This is a genomic window from uncultured Adlercreutzia sp., assembly GCF_958431955.1.
Classification (GTDB): domain Bacteria; phylum Actinomycetota; class Coriobacteriia; order Coriobacteriales; family Eggerthellaceae; genus Adlercreutzia.
Genome location: NZ_CAUASN010000011.1, coordinates 49,474 through 68,334 on the forward strand (window position 1 = coordinate 49,474; position 18,861 = coordinate 68,334).

Annotated in this window: 16 protein-coding genes; 13 read left to right on the plus strand and 3 right to left on the minus strand. The window is 68.0% G+C overall.

Translation table 11 applies throughout. The features are described 5' to 3' along the window. Positions 1-32: 32 nt before the first annotated feature. From Q5064_RS05170 to Q5064_RS05210, 9 genes are all read left to right on the plus strand, one after another. Positions 33-2,636: a LuxR C-terminal-related transcriptional regulator gene (locus Q5064_RS05170; protein WP_302962845.1), complete on the plus strand. Its 2,604-nt coding sequence runs from the start codon at positions 33-35 to the stop codon at positions 2,634-2,636. Positions 2,637-2,891: 255 nt separating this feature from the next. After that, on the plus strand, positions 2,892-3,611 hold the full coding sequence (locus tag Q5064_RS05175; protein ID WP_302962846.1) for a (2Fe-2S)-binding protein: 720 nt from the start codon (positions 2,892-2,894) through the stop codon (positions 3,609-3,611). Then, positions 3,611-5,908 carry a xanthine dehydrogenase family protein molybdopterin-binding subunit gene (locus tag Q5064_RS05180; protein WP_302962847.1) on the plus strand — a complete coding sequence of 766 codons (2,298 nt, stop codon included), beginning with the start codon at positions 3,611-3,613 and terminating at the stop codon, positions 5,906-5,908. The genes Q5064_RS05175 and Q5064_RS05180 overlap by 1 nt, the downstream gene beginning before the upstream one ends. An 18-nt stretch (positions 5,909-5,926) precedes the next feature. Continuing rightward, positions 5,927-6,868, plus strand: a complete 942-nt coding sequence (locus tag Q5064_RS05185) for a xanthine dehydrogenase family protein subunit M (RefSeq protein WP_302962848.1) — start codon at positions 5,927-5,929, stop codon at positions 6,866-6,868. Between the two features lie 23 nt (positions 6,869-6,891). Next, the gene (locus Q5064_RS05190) at positions 6,892-7,947 is read left to right on the plus strand and encodes a hypothetical protein (protein ID WP_302962849.1); all 1,056 of its coding nucleotides are present in this window, start codon (positions 6,892-6,894) and stop codon (positions 7,945-7,947) included. 50 nt (positions 7,948-7,997) lie between these two features. Continuing rightward, positions 7,998-8,498, plus strand: a complete 501-nt coding sequence (locus tag Q5064_RS05195; protein ID WP_302962850.1) for a hypothetical protein — start codon at positions 7,998-8,000, stop codon at positions 8,496-8,498. 36 nt (positions 8,499-8,534) lie between these two features. After that, positions 8,535-9,845 (plus strand): XdhC family protein, encoded by a 1,311-nt coding sequence (locus Q5064_RS05200; protein ID WP_302962851.1) that lies wholly within the window; start codon positions 8,535-8,537, stop codon positions 9,843-9,845. Positions 9,846-9,915: 70 nt separating this feature from the next. Beyond that, a complete protein-coding gene (locus Q5064_RS05205; protein ID WP_302962852.1) occupies positions 9,916-10,218 on the plus strand; it encodes a nucleotidyltransferase family protein in 303 nt (100 codons plus the stop codon). Then, the gene (locus tag Q5064_RS05210; RefSeq protein ID WP_302962853.1) at positions 10,205-10,585 is read left to right on the plus strand and encodes a DUF86 domain-containing protein; all 381 of its coding nucleotides are present in this window, start codon (positions 10,205-10,207) and stop codon (positions 10,583-10,585) included. Before Q5064_RS05205 ends, Q5064_RS05210 begins: the two co-directional genes overlap by 14 nt. Before the next feature lie 125 nt (positions 10,586-10,710). Here the strand turns inward: Q5064_RS05210 and Q5064_RS05215 are convergent, their stop codons facing one another. Continuing rightward, entirely contained in the window at positions 10,711-11,034 is a 324-nt protein-coding gene (locus Q5064_RS05215) for a putative heavy metal-binding protein (RefSeq protein WP_161127152.1), read from the minus strand. 66 nt (positions 11,035-11,100) lie between these two features. Between Q5064_RS05215 and Q5064_RS05220 the strand changes: the two genes are divergently transcribed. Further along, positions 11,101-11,808 (plus strand): methyltransferase domain-containing protein, encoded by a 708-nt coding sequence (locus Q5064_RS05220; protein ID WP_302962854.1) that lies wholly within the window; start codon positions 11,101-11,103, stop codon positions 11,806-11,808. A gap of 94 nt (positions 11,809-11,902) precedes the next feature. Here Q5064_RS05220 and ahcY read toward each other — a convergent pair whose 3' ends face one another. Continuing rightward, positions 11,903-13,159 carry an adenosylhomocysteinase gene (ahcY, locus tag Q5064_RS05225; protein ID WP_302962855.1) on the minus strand — a complete coding sequence of 419 codons (1,257 nt, stop codon included), beginning with the start codon at positions 13,157-13,159 and terminating at the stop codon, positions 11,903-11,905. A 77-nt stretch (positions 13,160-13,236) separates the two neighbouring features. Here ahcY and Q5064_RS05230 point away from each other — a divergent pair, with 77 nt between their 5' ends. The 3 genes from Q5064_RS05230 to Q5064_RS05240 all read left to right on the plus strand — a co-directional run bounded on the left by Q5064_RS05230 (position 13,237) and on the right by Q5064_RS05240 (position 17,798). After that, positions 13,237-13,377: a hypothetical protein gene (locus Q5064_RS05230; RefSeq protein ID WP_302962856.1), complete on the plus strand. Its 141-nt coding sequence runs from the start codon at positions 13,237-13,239 to the stop codon at positions 13,375-13,377. Positions 13,378-13,697: 320 nt separating this feature from the next. Continuing rightward, positions 13,698-16,211 carry a YDG domain-containing protein gene (locus tag Q5064_RS05235; protein ID WP_302962857.1) on the plus strand — a complete coding sequence of 838 codons (2,514 nt, stop codon included), beginning with the start codon at positions 13,698-13,700 and terminating at the stop codon, positions 16,209-16,211. 258 nt (positions 16,212-16,469) lie between these two features. Beyond that, a complete protein-coding gene (locus Q5064_RS05240; RefSeq protein WP_302962858.1) occupies positions 16,470-17,798 on the plus strand; it encodes a glycosyltransferase family 2 protein in 1,329 nt (442 codons plus the stop codon). A gap of 47 nt (positions 17,799-17,845) precedes the next feature. On the opposite strand, the gene Q5064_RS05245 is transcribed toward Q5064_RS05240, so the two are convergent. After that, positions 17,846-18,715 (minus strand): ComF family protein, encoded by an 870-nt coding sequence (locus Q5064_RS05245; RefSeq protein WP_302962859.1) that lies wholly within the window; start codon positions 18,713-18,715, stop codon positions 17,846-17,848. Positions 18,716-18,861 lie beyond the last annotated feature (146 nt).

Genomic DNA, 18,861 nt, shown 5'->3' on the forward strand with positions numbered 1-18,861 from the left:
AGCGTTCGGCCATAGGAGGAGGGGATGCGGGGATGAGCGCGGGATGCACGATACTGCCGACGAAGATTCGTCGGCCGCAGGTGAGCGCGGACGCCCTCGAGCGCGCCCGTGCCGCGCGCATTTTGGAAGGCGCTCTCGCTCGCCCCCTGACCTGTGTGGTGGCGCCGGCCGGTTTCGGGAAGACCACCGTCGTGGCCCAATGGGCCTCCATCTGCGATAAGGCGGTGGCCTGGTGCTCGCTCGATGAGGACGACGCCGATCCGCTGCGCTTCTGGGCCATGGCCGCATCTGCGCTGGAAGAGGCCGACTCCGCACTCGATATTCCCTTCAGCCCCCAGGATGTCAACTGGGCCGACGCGGGGGAGGCCCATGACGCGCTCGCCCGCCTGCTCAAGGCGCTTGCCGCCGACGGGGCGGACCGTGCGCTCGTGCTGGAAGACGTGCACGCGGTCCACGATGCGCCGCTTATCTCCGATGGGCTCGCCTATCTGCTGCGCAATCTTCCCCCGACCTTCCACGTGGTCATGACCTCGCGGGTGCCCGTGCGCCTGCCCCTGGCGAAGCTGCGCATGGCCGGCGGTCTCGGCGAGTTGTCCCAGGACGATCTGCGCCTGACCCCCGACGAGCAGCGGATGCTGTTTGCTCGGGCTGGCCTGGCGCTCGGCGATGACGATGCCGCCCGCTTGGACGAGGCTACCCAAGGTTGGGCGGCCGGATGTCGCTTGGTGGAGCTGTGCTGCGGCGACGGGTCGGGTGCCGAGGTGGCGTCCGCGCTCGCCCGTGCCGGCGACGATGTGAGCGCGTATCTCTTCGAGGAGGTGCTCGGCTCTCTGGATGCGCCCCTGCTCGACTTCATGGTGAAAACGAGCACGGTGGACTCGTTTTCTGTGGATTTGGCTGCGGCGATCACGGGCCTTGAGCCCTTTCAGGTGCGCGAGCGCGTGGAGGGCCTCATCTCCCAGGGCCTGTTCGTCCAGCGCATCGCCGGCACCGACGACGGTGACTGGTACCGCTACCACAAGATGCTCCTGGACGCCCTCCGCGCGAACCTCAGGCGGCTGCCCGATGCTGACTCCCGCGCCTGTGCCCTGGCCGCCCGACAGTGGTATCTGGACCGCGGCTTCGACGACGCGGCGGTGGGGCTGTCGTTCTGGATGCGCGATTGGGACGCGCTTTCCGACATCATCGTCTCCCGCTGGAAGGCGCTCTACATGAACGACGAGCAGGCAACGGTGCTCCGTTGGGCACTGCTTCTGCCCCGCGACTACCTGCGCGAGCGCCCCTTCCTGTGCGCCGTGGCCGCCATGCCGGCGGCGCTGGCGGGGGATGCGGTGCTCTCCAACGAGCTCATCCACCAGGCCCTTCTGTCGCTGAAGGACGGGGAGGATTTCCTGTTCGCCTTCTGCATGGTGCAGAAGGCCTTCGTGGCGTCGTTCGATCGCCGCACTGACGAGAGCGGCAGCTACGCCGAGAAGGCCCTGCGGTTTCTGCCCGCCGACGAGCTCTACCTGCGGGGCATGATGACCCAGGTGCTCGCCTCGTCGCGGTGGACGGAGGATCCGGTGGGGGCCGTCGAGGGCTTTCGGAAGGCGGTGGAGCTTCAGCAGAACATCGGCAACGCCAACCTCACATGCTCCGCTCTTGCCAACGCCGCGATCTTCTCGGCCCTTATCGGGCACTTGCCCGATGCCGAGATGCTGTCCGAGCGTGCTCTGGCCCTGTACGACGAGCGCGAGCGCCCGCGCAAGCCCATGCTCGCCTTAGCCTACGCCGCCCTGGCTGTCGTGGCCTACGAGCGCGGAGATTTGGAAGGGTTCGCCCGCGAGCGGGAACGCTACCGGGCGCAGACGGCATCCGAGGCGGTGGCCGCGAACACGGCCGAGCTCAACGGCATCGCGGCGAAGGCGGCCTATGCTGCGGGCAGCCCGAGCGCCCGGGACGAGTTCCTCGCCGCCTGGCGCGCCGATGCGGAATCGGTCTGCGGCATTATGCCCACCCTGGCCATGGCGCGCGACTGGTGCGACGCCTTCCGGCCCCAGGTCCGCGCGCGGGTGGGCACCGAGGTTCGCACGGGTCGCGCGGGTCTCTTCGATTTGGCCTGCGCCTTCTGCCTGGGCGACGACGACGCCTGGGAACGGGGAGCGGTGCTCGTCGATGCGGTCCAGCCCGACGACTTCGCGCTGCGGGTGAGAGCCTGCTGCCTCACCGCGCTCGTGGCCGAGCGCGCCGGTCGCCACGCCGCCAGCCGCCGTCTTCTGCGCGAGGCCTACGTCCTGTCCCGGGAAAGCGGTCTTACGCAGGCCTTCGCTGAGTACGCACCGGCGCTGGGCCCCTCCGCGGACCTGCTGCGCGCGCCCGAGGCAGTCGGGGAGGAAAGCGCCTCCCACGACGGCGCCATCCTGCGCGTTGTCGACGAGGCGTCGCGTCCCCGCCGCACCTGCGCCGATTTGCTCACCGAGCGCGAGCTGGAATGTCTGCGCATCGTGGCTGATGGCGCCTCGGTGGCCGAGGCCGCCGAAGTGCTCGTGGTGTCCCGCGAGACGGTGAAGAAGCACCTCGGCAACGTGTATTCCAAGCTCGGCGTGCACTCGAAGATGCAAGCCGTGGCGTTGCTGCGGGAAGAGGGCTCGCTGTAGGGGATCCGTCCCTCCGGCGGCCGGCTGGGGGGGAGGGGGCGCCGTGCTCGGGCAGTCCTCGCTTGGTGGAACAGCCCACGGGGCTGTTCCAGTCGCTGCGGAATCTGCGCGCGGACCCCCTCGCCCCAGCCGGCCGCCTACCTTCCTTCCCCAAAATACCCCTCGGGGCTACCCCTTTGGTGTAATGCGCCTACCCCTTCCTCTTCTTATGCTGAGAGCGTCAATAACGACGACGAGAAGAGAAGGAGGAGGAGTATGACGATGAGCAACGTGTCCCGTCGCGACTTCTTCAAGGCCGGTGGCCTGGCGGGCATTGCCGCCGGGGTCGCGGGGCTCGGCATCGGCAGCGTGCTCGGCGTGCCGGAGGAAGCGGTGGCCGATGTGGTGACGGTGACCGACTTCGTGTACACCTGCCCGGTCTGCGGCCAGAAAACCACCGACTACGACAGCCTGGTCAAGCACTTCGAGGAGGCCCATCCCGATGCCTCCTGCGGTATTCCGCAGTGCGCCGTGCTCAACATCAACGGTCATGAGATCAAGGTGCAGGTAGAGCCCCAGTGGACCCTGCGCGAGACTCTGCTCATGGCCACCGACCTGCACGGCGGCGCCAAGGAGATGTGCGATCGCGGCGGCTGCGGCAGCTGCACCGTGCTCATCGACGGCGTGCCGGCGCTCGCCTGCACGACGCTCGCCGTCCAGTGCGAGGGTAAGTCCATCGAGACCTCCGAGGGCATCGCCGCCGACGAGCGCTTCCGTCCCTTGGTTGAGGCCTACGCCAAGGCCGACGCGGCCCAGTGCGGCTACTGCACCCCGGGCCAGTTCACCGTGGCGAAGTACATCATCGAGAAGTACGGCGAGCCCACCGAGGAGCAGATTCGCGAGGAGCTGGCGGGCAACATCTGCCGCTGCGGCACCTATGCCCGCCACGTGCAGGCCATCACCGAGGCTGCCGCCGCCATGAAGGGAGGCAACTAATGGGAGAGAAGTGCGAATCCATCGTATCGGGCGTCAACGACGATCGTACCGACTTCAAGTACGTCGGTACGTGGGACCATCCCGGCCGCCAGTCCTGGGACATGATATCGGGCGCGGCGGTGTACCCCACCGATCTGTGGGAGGAGGGCACGCTCACGGCCATGGCCCTGCATTCCCCCTACGGCCATGCGAAGATCACCGGGCTGGATATTTCCGAGGCCGAGCAGATCGAAGGCGTGAAGCTCGTGCTCACCTATGAGGACGAGGAGATTGCCTCCATGCCCAAGTACCGCCCCAGCTACTACGAGTTCGGCGCGAGCCCGCTTCTGGGCGATGAGGCCGAGTTCGAGGGCGACGAGGTGGGCGTGGTCGTGGTGGCCGTGAACGAGGAGACCTGCAAGCGCGCCCTGAATGCCGTGAAGGTCGACTGGGAGGCCCTGCCCTTCATCCTAGATTGCCGCGAGGCCGCCAAGCCCGGCGCCCCCATCCTGCGTCCCGAGATGAACCCCGACTCCAACATGACCGGCAACACCTTCGGCGCCCCGGTTGAATGGGAGAACGGCAACGTGGAGGAGGGCCTGGCCGCTGCCGACCATGTGGCTATGATCGAGTACGGCCGTCCCATGTGGAGCCAGTTCCGCTCGATGCCGCCGGCGTATTTCAGCTACTGGGCCAACGACCCGTGGGGCAACCCCGACGGCGAGAAGATGTGCTACGTCACCAACCACGCGCACTTCCCGAGCAACGGCCCCATCGTGTCGGCCTACATGGGCTTCGGCTCCTATGCCGACAAGTTCCGCGCGCTCACGCCGTACATGGCTTCGCGCTACTGCGACTTCGTGGAGAAGCGCGGCGCACAGCTGGCGCCTCTGCTCTCCAAGCGCTTGGGCGGCGTGCCCGTGCGCTTCGTGAACACCCGCCGCCAGTCCTTCGACGCCGCCGTGCCCCAGACCTATATCACCGGGCGCATCGGCTTCAACGACGACGGCACGCTCGTGGCCGTGCAGCAGAGAAACGTGCACCAGTCCGGCGCCCGCGGCGGCTACGGTGACAAGACCCATGGCCATCTGGTGCTGCCGCCCAACGCCCAGGCCTTCAAGTCCACCGTGTGCCCGAACATCTACTCGGACATGGCCTACTACGTCACCAACGGCGCCTGCACCACGGCCGACCCGGGCAAGGACATGTGGGAGCCGGTGAACTTGGCCTTCGCGCACATCGCCAACACCCTGAACATGCCCATCACCGATGTCATCATGAAGAACGTGAAGGTGACCGATCCCTCGCTTTCCGCCTGCATGGACGCGGGCAAGAAGGCCTTCGACTGGGACGGGAAGTGGCACGCGCCGGGCGAAAAGACGCTGGAGGACGGACGCCTGCACGGCGTGGCGGCCCGCGCCTGCTGGTCGATGACCTGGGGCATGATCTCCTACAACATCAACCTGCGCATGGGCGTGGACGGCAAAATCTACATGCCCTACGCCGAGGCCCTCATCGGCACCTACTGGCCCGATGCGGCCCAGCTCGTCATCGCCGAGGAGATGGGCATGAAGCCCGAGGACGTCATCGTCTACTACGCGCCGAACTACAACAACTGGCAGCAGGGCGACGCGGCCGACCGCGGCAGCTCGGTCACCTGGGCCGCCAAGGAGGCGGCGGTGCAGCTGAAGGCCCAGATCCTCGCCACGGGCGCCTCGCTGTTCGGCGTGACCCCCGACGAGGTTGATCTTGTGGACTCCATGATCACGCTGAAGGCCGACCCCTCCCAGCAGATGCCCATCGTGGGCATCGGCCAGCTGGCTGTGGGGTACTGCGGCAAGCCCGAGACCCCCTTCCAGAACGACGTCGTGCGCACCATGAACGTGGATTTCTGCGAGGTGGCGGTTGATCCGGAGACGGGGTTGGTGGAAGTGCTCGACTACGTGGCCGCCCACGACTTCGGCAAGGTCATCCGCCCGGCGTCGGCCTTGGGCCAGCTGGAGATGGCGCTCACCCAGGCCGAGGGCCGCGCGCTGCGCGAGGAGCTCATCTGGGACGAGAACACCGGCGTGCTTCTGAACGGCAACATGTACGACTACAAGGTGCCCACCGCTTTGGACCAGCCCAAGATCGAGCCGGTGCCGGTGGAGACCCGCATGGGCGGCGGCGCCTACGGTTCCACGGGCGTGGCTCACGCCCATACCAACGCGGGGCTTGTGGGGCTCGCCATCCAGAACGCCACGGGCGGCGACTTCATCACCGTGCAGCCCTTCACCCCCGACAAGGTGCTGGCGGTGCTGGCCGCCAAGCAGGCCTAACGCGAAGGAGGATACGACATGAAGCATTTCAAGCATATGCAGGCCTCCTCGGCCGACGAGGCGGCCAATGAGGCGAAGGCCGGCACGGCCTGGGTCATGGCCGGCGGCACCGACCTTCTGGGAACCCTGAAGGACGAGATCTTCCCCGAGTACCCCGAGACGGTTATCGATCTGAAGACCATCGATGGGCTCGACAGCATCGCCGAGGAGGGAGATACGCTGCGCATCGGCGCCCTGGCGAAGCTGGCCGATGTGGCCGAGAGCGACCTGGTGAAGACCCATGCGGCCGCGCTCGCCCAGGCGGCCGGGCGGGTGGCATCGCCCACCATCCGGCACATGGGCACCCTCGGCGGCAACGTGTGCCAGATGCACCGCTGCTGGTACTTCCGCGTGCCCGACGACCGCTTCCACTGTCGCCGCAAGGGCGGGGCGACCTGCCCGGCCCGCATCGGCGACAACCGCTACCACTCCATTTTCGGCGACGACAACGGCTGCTTCGCCTCCTCGTCCCACGACACGGCGCCGGCGCTCGTGGCCCTCGAGGCCACGGTGGTCACCACCAAGCGCGAGGTGCCGGCCGGGGAGTTCTTCGGCGCCCACGGGCATCGCTCCAACGTGCTGGAGGACGGGGAAGTGGTGAAGGAGTTCCGCGTTCCCAAGGTCGCCAAGAGCGCCTTCCAGAAGTTCGCCCTGCGCAAGTCCATCGATTTCCCCGTGGTGAACTGCGCGGTGGCGCAGACCTCCGACGGCGCCACCCGCGTGGTGCTCGGCGGCGTGCATCCGGCGCCCTGGCGATCCAAGGAAGCCGAGGAGGCCGTGGCCGGCGGCGTGAGCGCCGATACGGCTCAGGCGGCCGGCGAGGCGGCGGTGTCGGTGGCCAAGCCGCTCGGCAAGAACGCCTATAAGGTGGACATCGCCCGCACGCTCGTCAAGCGCACGCTGATGGACATCGCGGGCTAGATGCGGAAAGGAAGCTGACGGCGATGGATCAGGCGAAGACGGCGACGTGGGGCGAGGCTCTGGCCGAGCTGCGCCAGTGGGCGCAGGATCGGGACGATGTGAGCGTGACCCCGCAGATGCTCTCGGTGGCCGCCCCGGCCCGCGAGGAGTTCTACGGGCGCGTGGAAGCCATCCAGGGCCAGATCGCCGATGCGGTGCTGGATGGCGGCGATGCGGCCGCGATGGAGCGGCTCGCCCGCGCGCTGGCGGCGGTGTGCGGGGACATCTCCCGCGCCGCCGGCCTGGCGAGGGTGGCCCTGCCCGGGCGGCTGGAGGCCTTCGCGGCCGATCCCGCGAGGGCTTTGGCCGCACCGCTGCAGTCGGTGGTCATCGACGCCCTCTCGGGGCGCGTGCCCCTGTCCGAGGTCGATGGCCAGGCGCGCCAGTGCGTGCGCGGTGCGGCCGAGGCGCTCGCACGCGGCGCCTACGAGGCCTGGGCCTACCTGGGCGTTGTGGCGTCGCTTAATCCCGTGCGCCTCTGGGCCGTGGGATGCGAGGACGGTCAGACGGCCCGTATCGTGCCGACTGACGTGCTCACCATGGGCGCCCAGGTGCCCTCCCGCGAGCGGCGTTTCCCCGAGGCGGTCGTCCAGTGCGCCGACGGGCGCGTCTTCGCCCTGAAGTGCGAGGCCGCCCGCGAGATCGACTACTACGACGCGCTGGCGCCCATCGCCCGCGACACGTCGGCCGGGGGCAACACCGCGGGCATGCTGGGCCATCGTGTGCTTCTGCTGTACCAGCTGGACGCACCTGATAAGGTGCAGGCCACGGTGGACCGCAAGCAGCGCCTGCAGCGGTTTGCCGACCTGGCTGTGGAGGTGCTGGCCCCGGCCGAAATGGAGAACCCCGCCTACCTGGGGGCCTTCATCGCGCGGCTGCGCACTCTGCGCACCCGCCGGCCGCTTACGGTCGTCACCTACGACGAGGCGGCCCGCTTCCCCCAGGCCATGGAGGCCGATGGGGAAGTGCCGCCGGTGGAGCGGTGCGCGGTCGGCCTTCGGCGCGAGGGCTTGGCGGCCATCGCCGAGAAGCTTCGATAAAAATCTATTCGTTGCGCGCCCGATGGGCGCGGTGGATGAAGGAGCGAGATATGAGAAGGAACGCATGCAGGAAGGGGGCCATCGGGATTGCGGTGTGCGCTGTGGCCCTGACGGGCCTGGTCGCAGGCTGCGCGCCGCAGGCCCAGGAGGCTGCCCCGAGTGACGGCATTGCCTCCAACGACATGGTGGTGCGGGGCGAGTACACCCCCTACGATCCCGCCGTCGAGGCCGAGGTCACGGGTGGCTCGGGCATCGAGGGCTCCGAGGAGGAGCAGCTCCAGCAGGAGCGCATCGCCGGCGGCGCCGCCGGAGCCGTGGTGTCCCAGAACTTGGAGCCCTTGGAGGGCGTTGTCGACTACAGCGAGGGCGAGTACGTGCCCGTCTACGGCATCGCCTGCGATATTCCCGAGGTGGTGCACGGCGAGGGCAACGGCACGGCGTGCACGAGCTGCCACACGGCCGACGGCTCGGGTGCCGGCACCCAGGTGCCCCAAAGCCATGTGGATCAGAATCTGACCGACGAGGAGTGCCTGACCTGCCACGAGCTGTAAGGCCCGGGAAAGACGATTTCGAGATAGGAGGAGAAGATGCGCGAGATTCGGGACGATGTGCGCCGTTGGCTTGCGGCGGGCGAGGCCGTGGCCTTGGCCCAGGTGACCAAGACCTGGGGCTCGTCGCCCCGGGTGCCCGGCGCCTGCATGGCCGTCACGGCAGACGGTCGCATCGCCGGTTCGGTGTCGGGCGGCTGCATCGAGGGCGCTATCGCCCAGGTGGCGCTCGACTGCCTGGACGGGCATCTCTCCTCCCTGGAGAAATTCCACGCCTCCACGCGCCGGGCCCAGGAAGTGGGCCTGTCGTGCGGGGGCAACATCGAGGTGTTCGTGTCGCCGCTCGATGAGGCGCTCTTCGCCTGCGAGGACGCCCTCATCGCCGCCGATGCCGACTACGTGCGCGTGACGGCGGTGGAGGAGACCGCCGCTGCAGCCGAGTCCGAGGTGGCTGACATGCCGCCCGCGGCCGCCGACATGTCCGCGCCCGATACGGAACCCTCCCTCGGAGCTGTCCGCGATGCCGACCCCTCCCCGGTGCCGGCGGACATCTCCGAGAGCGGCGCCCCCTTCGTGGGGCTCTCCTTCCTCGTGGCCGACCGCGCGGCCGCCGAGGCGGCGCTCGCGAGTCTGGATAGCGCGCAGGCGGCGGGTCTTACCCTGGCCGACGTGCCCGAAAGCGCCGATATGGCTCTCATTACGCCGGCCGATGCGGGTGATACTGGCACCCTCGCGCCTGTGGCCGCCGCGGTGGCCGCCCGGCCCCTCGCGACGAGCACGGGCCATGTCGTGGAAGGCGGTCTGGACTGGTTCTTCGCCCGCATGCTCTCCAAGCCGCAGCTCGTCTGCATCGGCGGCGTGCACATCGCCGTGCGCCTGTGCGAGATCGCGCACGTGCTGGGCTACCGCACCGTGGTCATCGACCCGCGCGGCATCTTCGCCACCGACGAGCGCTTCCCAGCCGTGGACGAGCTCGTGCACGCCTGGCCCCAGGAGGCCTTCCGCAACATTCCGCTCACGGCGAGCACGGCCGTGTGCGCGCTTACCCACGACCCGAAGATCGACGTGCCGGCGCTTCTGGCCGCCCTCGATTCGCCGGCCTTCTATATCGGCTCGCTCGGGCGGTCCACCACCCAGTGGGCCCGCTGGCGCTCGCTCAAGGAGGAAGGTGCGACCGATGCTGATATCGACCGCATCTTCGGCCCCATCGGCCTCGACCTGCGCGGCCGCGAGCCGGCCGAGATAGCCCTGTCGGTCATGGCCGAGATCACCGCCGTGCGCCACGCCAGCCCCTACGAGCTCTCCACCATGCTCCAATCCGCCCTCAAGGTGGAGGCTGAGAAGAAGTAGCAGGCCGCTTCGCCTGAGTTGAAAAGGGGCCGAAAGCTTCGACTCCCTGGGTTTATGCTAAACTGGCGTCATGACAGTTCTCGATAGACATACCATCGCCGATGCTGTATGCGGCCTTCTTCCCGATTACGATGTGAAAGAGGCGTATCTGTTTGGCTCCTATGCTCGCGGCGACGCTGACGGTGATTCGGACATCGACATCTGTGTCGAATGCGGGGACTCGTTCACGCTGTTCTCACTTGGCGGTTTGGGAGCTTCCCTTGAAAAGGCGCTCGGCGTGCCCGTGGACGTCGTGTGCGGTTCCGACTCGTTCTACCCTCGAGCGAAGAAGCGTTATCTGCGGGATAGGAGGCTGCTCTATGCGAAACCCTGACGCTATTGAGTGCCTCGAGTTGATGCTCCCGCTTTGCGAGAGCGTGGCCGACCGTATCGAGCGTTACGGCATTACCCGTGAGAATATCGCGGAGAACTCCGATTACTTCGATCTGGTGCTCATGCCCATTTTTCAGATTGGGGAGTTGATCGGTGCCGGAGGCTACTACGACGCTCTGCAAGAGTTGTATCCTGCGGAGATCTGGAGTCAAGCATACGGTTTGAGGAATCGTATCGCCCACGGCTATGCGAAGCTGGATCCTGCGATCATCTGGGTCACGGCCACGAAGAGCATTCCCGAGCTTGAGACTCTCTGTCGCGAATTGCTGAAGAGCCAGCCCAGTGGTGGCGAGAACTGCGCCTCGTAGCGGAATATCGCAGCTGCAGCGGAAAACGCATTAAGTCGGCGTCCTGTCAATTGAGGTAGCTGCTCAAGACGGCGTGCCCGCGAACGTAGCGCTTGCGGGCACGTGATTTCTTGCGAGCGGGTCCCCTACGCCGCCTCCACCGTGACAGCGGTGCCTGATGCGGTCACCATGAGCATGTTGCCCTGACCGAGCACCTCGTAGTCCATATCCACGCCGACGATGGCGTGGGCCCCGAGCGCGGCGGCCCGCTGCTGCATCTCGGCCACGGCCTCGTTGCGGGCCTGCATGAGCTCCTCCTCGTAGCCGGCCGAGCGGCCGCCCACCAGGTTGCGGATGCCCGCGCCGAAGTCCTTCAGGAAGTTGATGCCGGTGATGACCTCGCCGAACACGATGCCGTAGTAGCCGGTGATGCGGTAGCCCTCGACGGTGGGCGTGGTGGTGACGATCATGGCGCTCCTCTCTCGGAAATGTACGGGTGCGAGTATAATACCCGAAATCGAGAAAGCGAGGCTGGCATGGCGGATGACGCACTGCGACGACACTACGACGGGCTTCCCCGGGAAGGGGGCTTTCCGGCCCGCTGCCATATGGAGCTGCCGCGGCGTGCGCTTTCCGGAGCCTGCGTCGTGAACGTGGGCTGCCGGCGCGGCAAGGGCTGCTATAAGTTCAGCGAACTCGTGGGCCCGACGGGGCGCGTCGTGGGCATCGACTGGCGGTCGGCGCTCATCGACGAGGCCCGTGCCGGCGTGCCGGCGGCTTTGGAGCGCAGCCGAATGCCTCGCAGCAATATGGCATTTGCCGTAGCCTATCCCGAGCAGCTGAGGCAGGCGGTGGCGCCGGAGTCGGCGGATTACGTGTACCTGAACAGCTCGCTTGCGCTCTTCTCCGATCCGCCTCGGGTTCTGCGGGAATGCTGGGCGGTGCTCGTACCCGGCGGCTCGCTTCTCATCGAGTGCGCGGTGGCCGAGAGCGAGGGGCCGGCAGCTGCCCGTGCGCTTCTCGTGGAGGCGGCCCGCCACCTCGGCAACGCGGTGCAGGCGGCTCCTTCGCGGGCGCAGCTGATGGGATGGCTGGCCGAGGCCGGCTTCATGGCCCCCGCCCTTCGCGAGGAGCACGAGGTGGCCGCCGATCGGGGGAGTCTGTCCGACCATCGGGTGCCCACGGTGCCCGATGACGACGCGGCCTACCGTCTTGTGGCCCTGGAGGCGCGCAAACCCCGCTAGCAGCCCACGCGCAAGCCCCGCTAGCGGCCCGCGCCTACGAGAAGGGGCGCCCCGCACAGGAGCGCCCCCGACTTGCGCGGTCTGTCTCTCGGTCCTAGAAGTTCCAGCTGTTCATGTAGGCGATCTGCTCCTCGGTGAGGGTGTCGATCTCGATGCCCAGCGTCTCCAGCTTCACGCGCGCCACGTCGTCGTCGATGGCGGCCGGCACGTCGTACACCTTGTTCTCCAGCTCGTCGGCGTGCTTGTACAGGTACTCGGCGGCCAGGGCCTGGTTGGCGAAGCTCATGTCCATCACGCTGGCGGGATGCCCCTCGGCGCAGGCCAGGTTCACGAGACGGCCCTCGGCGAGCACGGTGATGGTGCGGCCGTCGGGCAGGGTGTACTCCTCCACGAGCGGCTTGAGCTCCTCGATCTTCACGGCGTTGGCCTTGAGCCACTTCATGTTGATCTCGGAGTCGAAGTGCCCCGAGTTGCAGATGATGGCGCCGTCCTTCATGTTCTTGAAGGCCGGCTCGTCGATGACGTTACAGTCGCCGGTGACGGTCACCCACACGTCGGCGAAGCGGGCCGCGTCCTCCGCCTTCATCACGCGATAGCCCTCCATGTGGGCCTCGAGCGCCTTCAGGGGATCCACCTCGCACACGATGACGTCCATGCCCATGCCGCGGGCGCGCTGGGCCAGGCCGCTGCCGCAGTAGCCGTAGCCCGACACGACGATGGTGCGCCCGCACAGAAGGCGGTTGGTGGCGCGCACGATGCCGTCCAAGGTGGACTGGCCCGTGCCGTAGTGGTTGTCGAAGCAGTGCTTGGTGTTGGCGTCGTTGATGTTGAAGACGGGGTAGCCCAGCGCACCCTCGGCCGCCATGGCCATGAGGCGCACCACGCCGGTGGTGGTCTCCTCGGTACCGCCGATGACGCCGGCGAGCTTGTCGGTGAACTTGGTGTGCAGGACGGTGTCCAGATCGGCGCCGTCATCCATGATGATCTGGGGATCGCTGGCCACCACCGCGGCGATGTGGCGCTCGTAGGTCTCGGCGTCCTCGCCGGCGATGGCGTACACCTTCACGCCGTAGTCGCGCACGAGGGAGGCGGCGGTGTCGTCCTGGGTGGACAGCGGGTTGGAGGCGCACAGGCACACCTCGGCGCCCGAGGCCACAAGGGCGCGCATGAGGTTCGCCGTCTCGGTGGTCACGTGCATGCACGCGCCGATGCGCACGCCCTCCAGCGGGCGCTCCTCGGCGAAGCGCTCGCGAATGCGGGCGAGCACCGGCATGTCGCGGTCGGCCCACAGGATGCGGGCCTGCCCCTCGTCGGCCAGGTTGATGTCAAGAATGTCGCAGGCTTGGCTCACAGATTGCTTCCTTTCCTGAAGGCGGGGCGCGGCGCGGGCGCGGTTGCCGGGGCGCGGTTCCGCCGGGGTGCCATTGCATGGGGAACAGGGTAGCACAGCCCGGCGGCGAAGATGTGCAGGGTCTGGCCGCCGCCACGCCCGACGGCGGTGCGGCTGCCTGGGGCCGGGCTGTGGCGATTTGGCCCGTGGGCGCCATCGTCTTGTTGACGGCTCGGTGACGAAGTGCTATTTTCAACGGGTTCGGGACGGCCCCGTGCGGGCCGTGCATTATTACGTAGAAAGGAGGCTGCCATGCAGACGAAGACGCGGGGCGCCATCGGGCTCGCCCTCGCCGTGCTGCTCGCGGCTCCCTTCAATACGGCCTGGGGGGGGGTCCGGCTCATCGCTAGCCCTCGCGGCTGAGCCCGCGAGCCCCGCGGCTGCGCCGCAGGCCCAGGTTGAAGGGGCTGCGGAAGAGGCTGCTCGGGCCGGCGAGAAGCCGGTCATCACCATCGACACCGGCGCGGCCAAAAGGGCCGAGGGCCACGAGGGCACCTGGGTGTTCCCCGACCTGAAGATCACCTCCAGCGATCCCGCGGCGCTCATCCGCAGCATCACCATCCAGTTCACCTCGGCCATCACGGTCGGCTCGGACGCCGTGCTCGCAGAGAGCGATGCGGCCAACGGCTTCGAGGTGCTTAGCGCCAGCAAGGACACGACGGCGGTCATCAACAACGATGAAGGTGCCACAGTCGCTCAGTGGGAGGCGTATCTGATAGCTCATTCGGGTCTGAAATTGGGCGACGGAAGTTCGGCCAAGAGCCTGCGCATGACTGCCTCCTTCAAGACGCAGGATCGCATTTACGACTTCAATGCTGAGAACGGGCACTATTACGAAGCTATCAAGGACGAGGCTGTTACGTTTGCGGATGCTGTAGCGAAGGCTTCTGCCAAGCAATATGAGGGCATGCAGGGATACCTGGTCACTATCACCGATCAACAAGAGAACGATTTCGTCTACAGTATGATGCAGATGGATTGTTGGATGGGTGCGACGTGCTGGGATGATTATGCTTCTCAATACAATGATGACTTGCCAACGCACACTGCGCAGACTTATGTCTACTATTGGGTTACCGGCCCTGAGGCTGGGCAAAAATTGTGCGAGGGAACCTATCCTGGTAGTGGCTCGAATATGATAAAACACATGTACTGCAATTGGGGAGGCTCCGAGCCTAATAATGCTGCCAACGTGGATGATGCTATTCATTTTTGGTTTGCTAGCGGCGGTGCATGGGCTGACTTCGACCATCGAAGTTCGATGCGCTATGTCATCGAGTACGGCGGGATGCCGGATGATCCTGAGGTGGGGGACGACGGGGCGGACGCTGATGTCGCCGTGAAGGTGGAGATCACGGTTGATCCCGCGGGGAAGACCATCCACACCCAGGTGCCCGACCTCCAGGTGGGCGATCCCGTGCAGGTGCGCGACACCGCCAACGGCGGCCCGGTGACCACGACCAGGGACGGGAGCACGGTCCCCGCCGACGTGGAGCACGCCTACTTCGTGCGCGACCCGGACGACCCCGCCGCCGATGCCGACGGCTGGCGCCCCCTGCGCAAAGACGAAGCCGGCGCGGACGGGGCGCCTGTGCACGCGGGGGAGTACAAGGTGGTCTCCAGCGCCGTGCACTCCTACGACGCCGACGGCAAACCAGTGCCCTACACGCCCGGCAGCGACACCTTCACCATAGCGCCTAAGGTCATTGAGGACCTCGGGGCCGACCCGTCGGCGCCCGCCGTCGATCCGGCCGACCCCTCCGAGGACGACCTCGATGCCAACGGCGTGCCCAAGCGCTCGTGGGCGAAGGTCTACGATGGCACCGCCGCCCTCGGCGTGGCCTCGGCGAGCCTGGCCGACCTGGTGGGCGCGGGCCCCGACGTGCGCCTCGTGTGGGATACGGCCTCCTTCGACGGGGAGGACGTCTCCGACTCCCGCACCGTCTCCTTCACGGGCCTGCGCCTTGCGGGCGCGGACGCTGCGGACTACGACATCTCCGCCGTCGCTCCCGGCGGCGTTCTCAAGGAGCCGGGGCGCATCGTGCCCCGCGACCTCGTGGTGACGGCCTCCGCGACGGTGACCTCGGGCTGGGAGGGCGAGCCTTTGCGGGATGGGAAGGGCGAGCCCATCTCCTTCGCCCACGACCTGGACGTATGGCCCGGCTCCGGACCCTGGGAGCCCAACATGCTGGCGCCCCGCGACGGCGAGCGCGCCGCCGACGGCATGGTGGATTCCATCCTGGGCGAGGCGGCCTTGACCTGCCTGCGCCGCGGCGACGGCACGCCGCTCAACGGGGAGAGCCCCGCCGCCGGCACCTACGAGGTGGCTGTGTCCTTCGCCGAGATGCCCGGGGCGGCTCGCGCGTCCCTCGAGGCGACGACCCTGCCGGGCGCCGGAGCCGCGGAGGCCGCGGCCGCAGTGGCTCGCGCGGCCCTGGATGCTCCCGCCGCAGCCGAGGCTGCCGCGGGCGCGGGCAACTACCGCATCGCGCTCGTCTCCTCGGAGGTCGAGGTGCGCGCCCGCGCCGCCGCCGACCCCGACCCCGAGCCCGACCCCGAGCCGCCCTCCACGTCGGGCGGCGATAGCTCCTCCGGCAAGCAGCCCGAGGTGGTCGTCGACGAGACGGTGGAGCTGCCCCTCGACCCCGCAGGCGACCCGATGGACGCAGACGACGTCCTCGCCGACATCGTCGACCGCTTCGGCGATAGGCCCGAGTACCCGCAGGGCGACGTGGTGGTGACCATCACCCGCGACGGCGAGGAGGTGGACGCCGTGGATCCGTCGGTCCCCGGCACCTACGTGGTGACCGCCACCTACACCGACGCCGACGGCAACGTGCGCGTGGTGCGCGTGACCTACGTGGTAGGGGAGCCCGAGGCGCCCTCCGGGGCGGCCGCCGCGCTGAGGCGCCTCGCCCAGACCGGCGACGGGCTCGCCCTCGCGACGCCGCTCGCGGCCGCCGCCGCGGCCGGGGCGCTGGCCCTCGCCCTGCGCCGCCGGCGCTCGGCCTGAGCCCGCGGCGCTGCGCCTGCGGCAGCCGGGGTGCTCTGAAGGCGCTTCCGAAGGCCCCGCCTCTCGCGAAACCTTACGCTTCCCTTACATATATGGAGGGGGTGTGGGGCAAATGCGGAGAGGCGGGGCTTCTTTATGGCCAAATGGCATCAAATGGCCGCCCAAACCTTAAAAGTCGGGCGCGGGCCGCCTCCGACGGCTATAATTCAGGCGTTTGTGCAGTCGCGCCTTGCGGGCGCATGTCCAAGGAGTACATTGGTGTTCGATACCGTGGCAACGCAAGTGTCGGCTCTCTCGTTCGTCGACATCTTCAACTTCTGCGTGTTCCTTACCTTTACCCTTTGCTACACCTACCAGCTCTTCTACGTGCTCGTGGTGCTCACGCGCCGCGCTCCCAAGCGCACCGCCGCGCGCAACCACCGCTACGCCGTCATGGTGGCCGCCCGCAACGAGGAGGCCGTCATCGCCGACCTCATCCACTCCATCAAGGTGCAGAACTACCCGGCCGACCTCATCGACATCTTCGTCATCGCCGACAACTGCACCGACAACACGGCGGCGGTGGCCCGCGAGGCCGGCGCCATCGTGTTCCCTCGCCACAACGACAAGCAGGTGGGGAAGGGCTACGCGCTCGACTACGGCCTGAAGGCCATCTGGGAGCAGTACGCCGACAAGGACTACGAGGCCTACTTCGTCTTCGATGCCGACAACGTGCTCGACGTGAACTACTTCCGCGAGATGAACGCCACCTTCGACGGCGGCGCGAAGGCCTCCACCTCCTACCGCAACTCCAAGAACTTCGGCAGCAACTGGATCTCGGCCGGCTACGGCGTGTGGTTCCTGCGCGAGGCGAAGTTCCTGAACCAGGCGCGCCTGACGCTGAACACCTCGTGCGCCGTGTCGGGCACCGGCTTCTTCATCGCCGCCGACATCCTGAAGGCCGCCGGCGGCTGGAAGTGGCACCTGCTCACCGAGGACATCGAGTTCTCGGCCTCGTCCATCATCGACGGCGTGCGCATCTCCTACTGTCCGACGGCGGTGCTCTACGACGAGCAGCCCATCACCTTCCGCGACTCGTGGAACCAGCGCTTCCGCTGGGCCAAGGGCTTCTACCAGGTGTTCGCCCACTATGCCGGCGGCCTGGTGAAGGGCGCGGTCACCAACCCCCGCGGCTACCGCTTCGCCTGCTACGACATGCTCATGACCATTGCGCCGGGCATGCTTCTGTCCATCATCTCCATCCTGTTCAACACCATCATCATCGTGCTGGCCGCCACGGGCGTCATGTCCACGGGCGTGGCTATCGCCAGCTCGGTCACCTCGGTGGTGTTCTGCCTGTGCAACTACATCGTGTTCATGTTCGTCTTCGGCGTGCTCACCACCTTCGTGGAGTGGGACTCCATCCGCACGACCACGGCGAAGAAGATCCGCTACATGTTCACCTTCCCCGTCTTCATGCTCACCTACATCCCCATCGCCCTCATCGCGCTCGTGAAGAAGGCGGCGTGGAAGCCCATCAAGCACTCCATCTCGGTGGACGTGGCCGAGTTCTCCGAGGCCGAGGGCGTCCGTCTCTCCTCGAAGTAGCCCTTCGGATCGTTCGGATGCGGCGCGCCTCCCGGGGCGCGCTTTTTCTATGCTCGGGCGAAGGTGAGGGCGTACAGGGCCTCGGCACCTCCTTTCCGCAATGCCTCCGCGGCGGCGAAGAGCGTGGCACCGGTGGTGCACACGTCGTCGACGACGATGACGGCGCGCGGCACGCTGGCCCCCGGCAGCACGGCCATCGACTCCCGCATGTTCCCGATGCGCGCCCCGCGCGAGAGCCCGCGCTGGTCGAGCCGCTGCGGCATGTCCAGCAGCGGGGCGGGCTCGGCGCCGATGGCCCAGGAGAGCTCGCGGGCCAGGCGCTCGGCATGGTCGAAGCCGCGGCGGCGCCGGGCGGCGGCGGTGGCCGGCACGAAGGCGACGGCGGGGCGGTCGCGCAGCCATCGGGGCGGCACGTAGCGGGCCATGATGGCCGCCATGGGACGTGCCAGCGATCGCTCCCCCTGATCCTTGTACACCGTGACGATGCGCCGCGCCTGCTCGGTGAGCACGAGCGCGCTAGCCGCCGCGTTCCAGGGAGGCTCCTCGTAGCCGAAGGGCGCCAGCAGCACGGGGTTGCACTCGGTGCACTGCACCCGCCCGAAGGGCGCCCCGCAGCGGGGGCAGGCCAAAAGCGCGTCGATGTAGGGGAGGGCCGCCGCGCAGCCCGGGCACAGCGGCGTGCCGGGCGCGTCGCACACGGCGCAGCGGGTGGGGAAGAGGGTCTCGCCCAGCACGTCGAGCGCCCGCTCGCGCAGCCGGCGTCCCGCCCCGCCCCGCCGCCGGCTCGCCGGCCGGGGCGCCGGGGCCGCCGACCGGCGCGCGCTCGCGGGATCGCAGGCCCCGTGCGGGCCGCGGCCGTCCGGCCGCCCGTCAGCGGGCAGCGTGAAGAGCGGCAGTTGTCCGGCGGGAGCTTTCATAGGCGCATTGTAGTGCCCGCGATTCGCAGATCGTTCGCCTCGGAGCCGCACATCGCTCCCGCCCCGCGCCCCTCCCGCGTCGCGGTCCGGTCGCGCCCGAGCCGCCGCCCCATCCCGGCGGCCTCCCGGGAAAAACCGCCCCCGAT

Coding starts and splice junctions, on each gene's coding strand:
- Q5064_RS05170 (WP_302962845.1), top strand. CDS start 33: ATGAGCGCGGGATGCACGATACTGCCGACGAAGATTCGTCGGCCGCAG.
- Q5064_RS05175 (WP_302962846.1), top strand. CDS start 2,892: ATGACGATGAGCAACGTGTCCCGTCGCGACTTCTTCAAGGCCGGTGGC.
- Q5064_RS05180 (WP_302962847.1), top strand. CDS start 3,611: ATGGGAGAGAAGTGCGAATCCATCGTATCGGGCGTCAACGACGATCGT.
- Q5064_RS05185 (WP_302962848.1), top strand. CDS start 5,927: ATGAAGCATTTCAAGCATATGCAGGCCTCCTCGGCCGACGAGGCGGCC.
- Q5064_RS05190 (WP_302962849.1), top strand. CDS start 6,892: ATGGATCAGGCGAAGACGGCGACGTGGGGCGAGGCTCTGGCCGAGCTG.
- Q5064_RS05195 (WP_302962850.1), top strand. CDS start 7,998: ATGAGAAGGAACGCATGCAGGAAGGGGGCCATCGGGATTGCGGTGTGC.
- Q5064_RS05200 (WP_302962851.1), top strand. CDS start 8,535: ATGCGCGAGATTCGGGACGATGTGCGCCGTTGGCTTGCGGCGGGCGAG.
- Q5064_RS05205 (WP_302962852.1), top strand. CDS start 9,916: ATGACAGTTCTCGATAGACATACCATCGCCGATGCTGTATGCGGCCTT.
- Q5064_RS05210 (WP_302962853.1), top strand. CDS start 10,205: ATGCGAAACCCTGACGCTATTGAGTGCCTCGAGTTGATGCTCCCGCTT.
- Q5064_RS05215 (WP_161127152.1), bottom strand. CDS start 11,034: ATGATCGTCACCACCACGCCCACCGTCGAGGGCTACCGCATCACCGGC.
- Q5064_RS05220 (WP_302962854.1), top strand. CDS start 11,101: ATGGCGGATGACGCACTGCGACGACACTACGACGGGCTTCCCCGGGAA.
- Q5064_RS05230 (WP_302962856.1), top strand. CDS start 13,237: ATGGGGAACAGGGTAGCACAGCCCGGCGGCGAAGATGTGCAGGGTCTG.
- Q5064_RS05245 (WP_302962859.1), bottom strand. CDS start 18,715: ATGAAAGCTCCCGCCGGACAACTGCCGCTCTTCACGCTGCCCGCTGAC.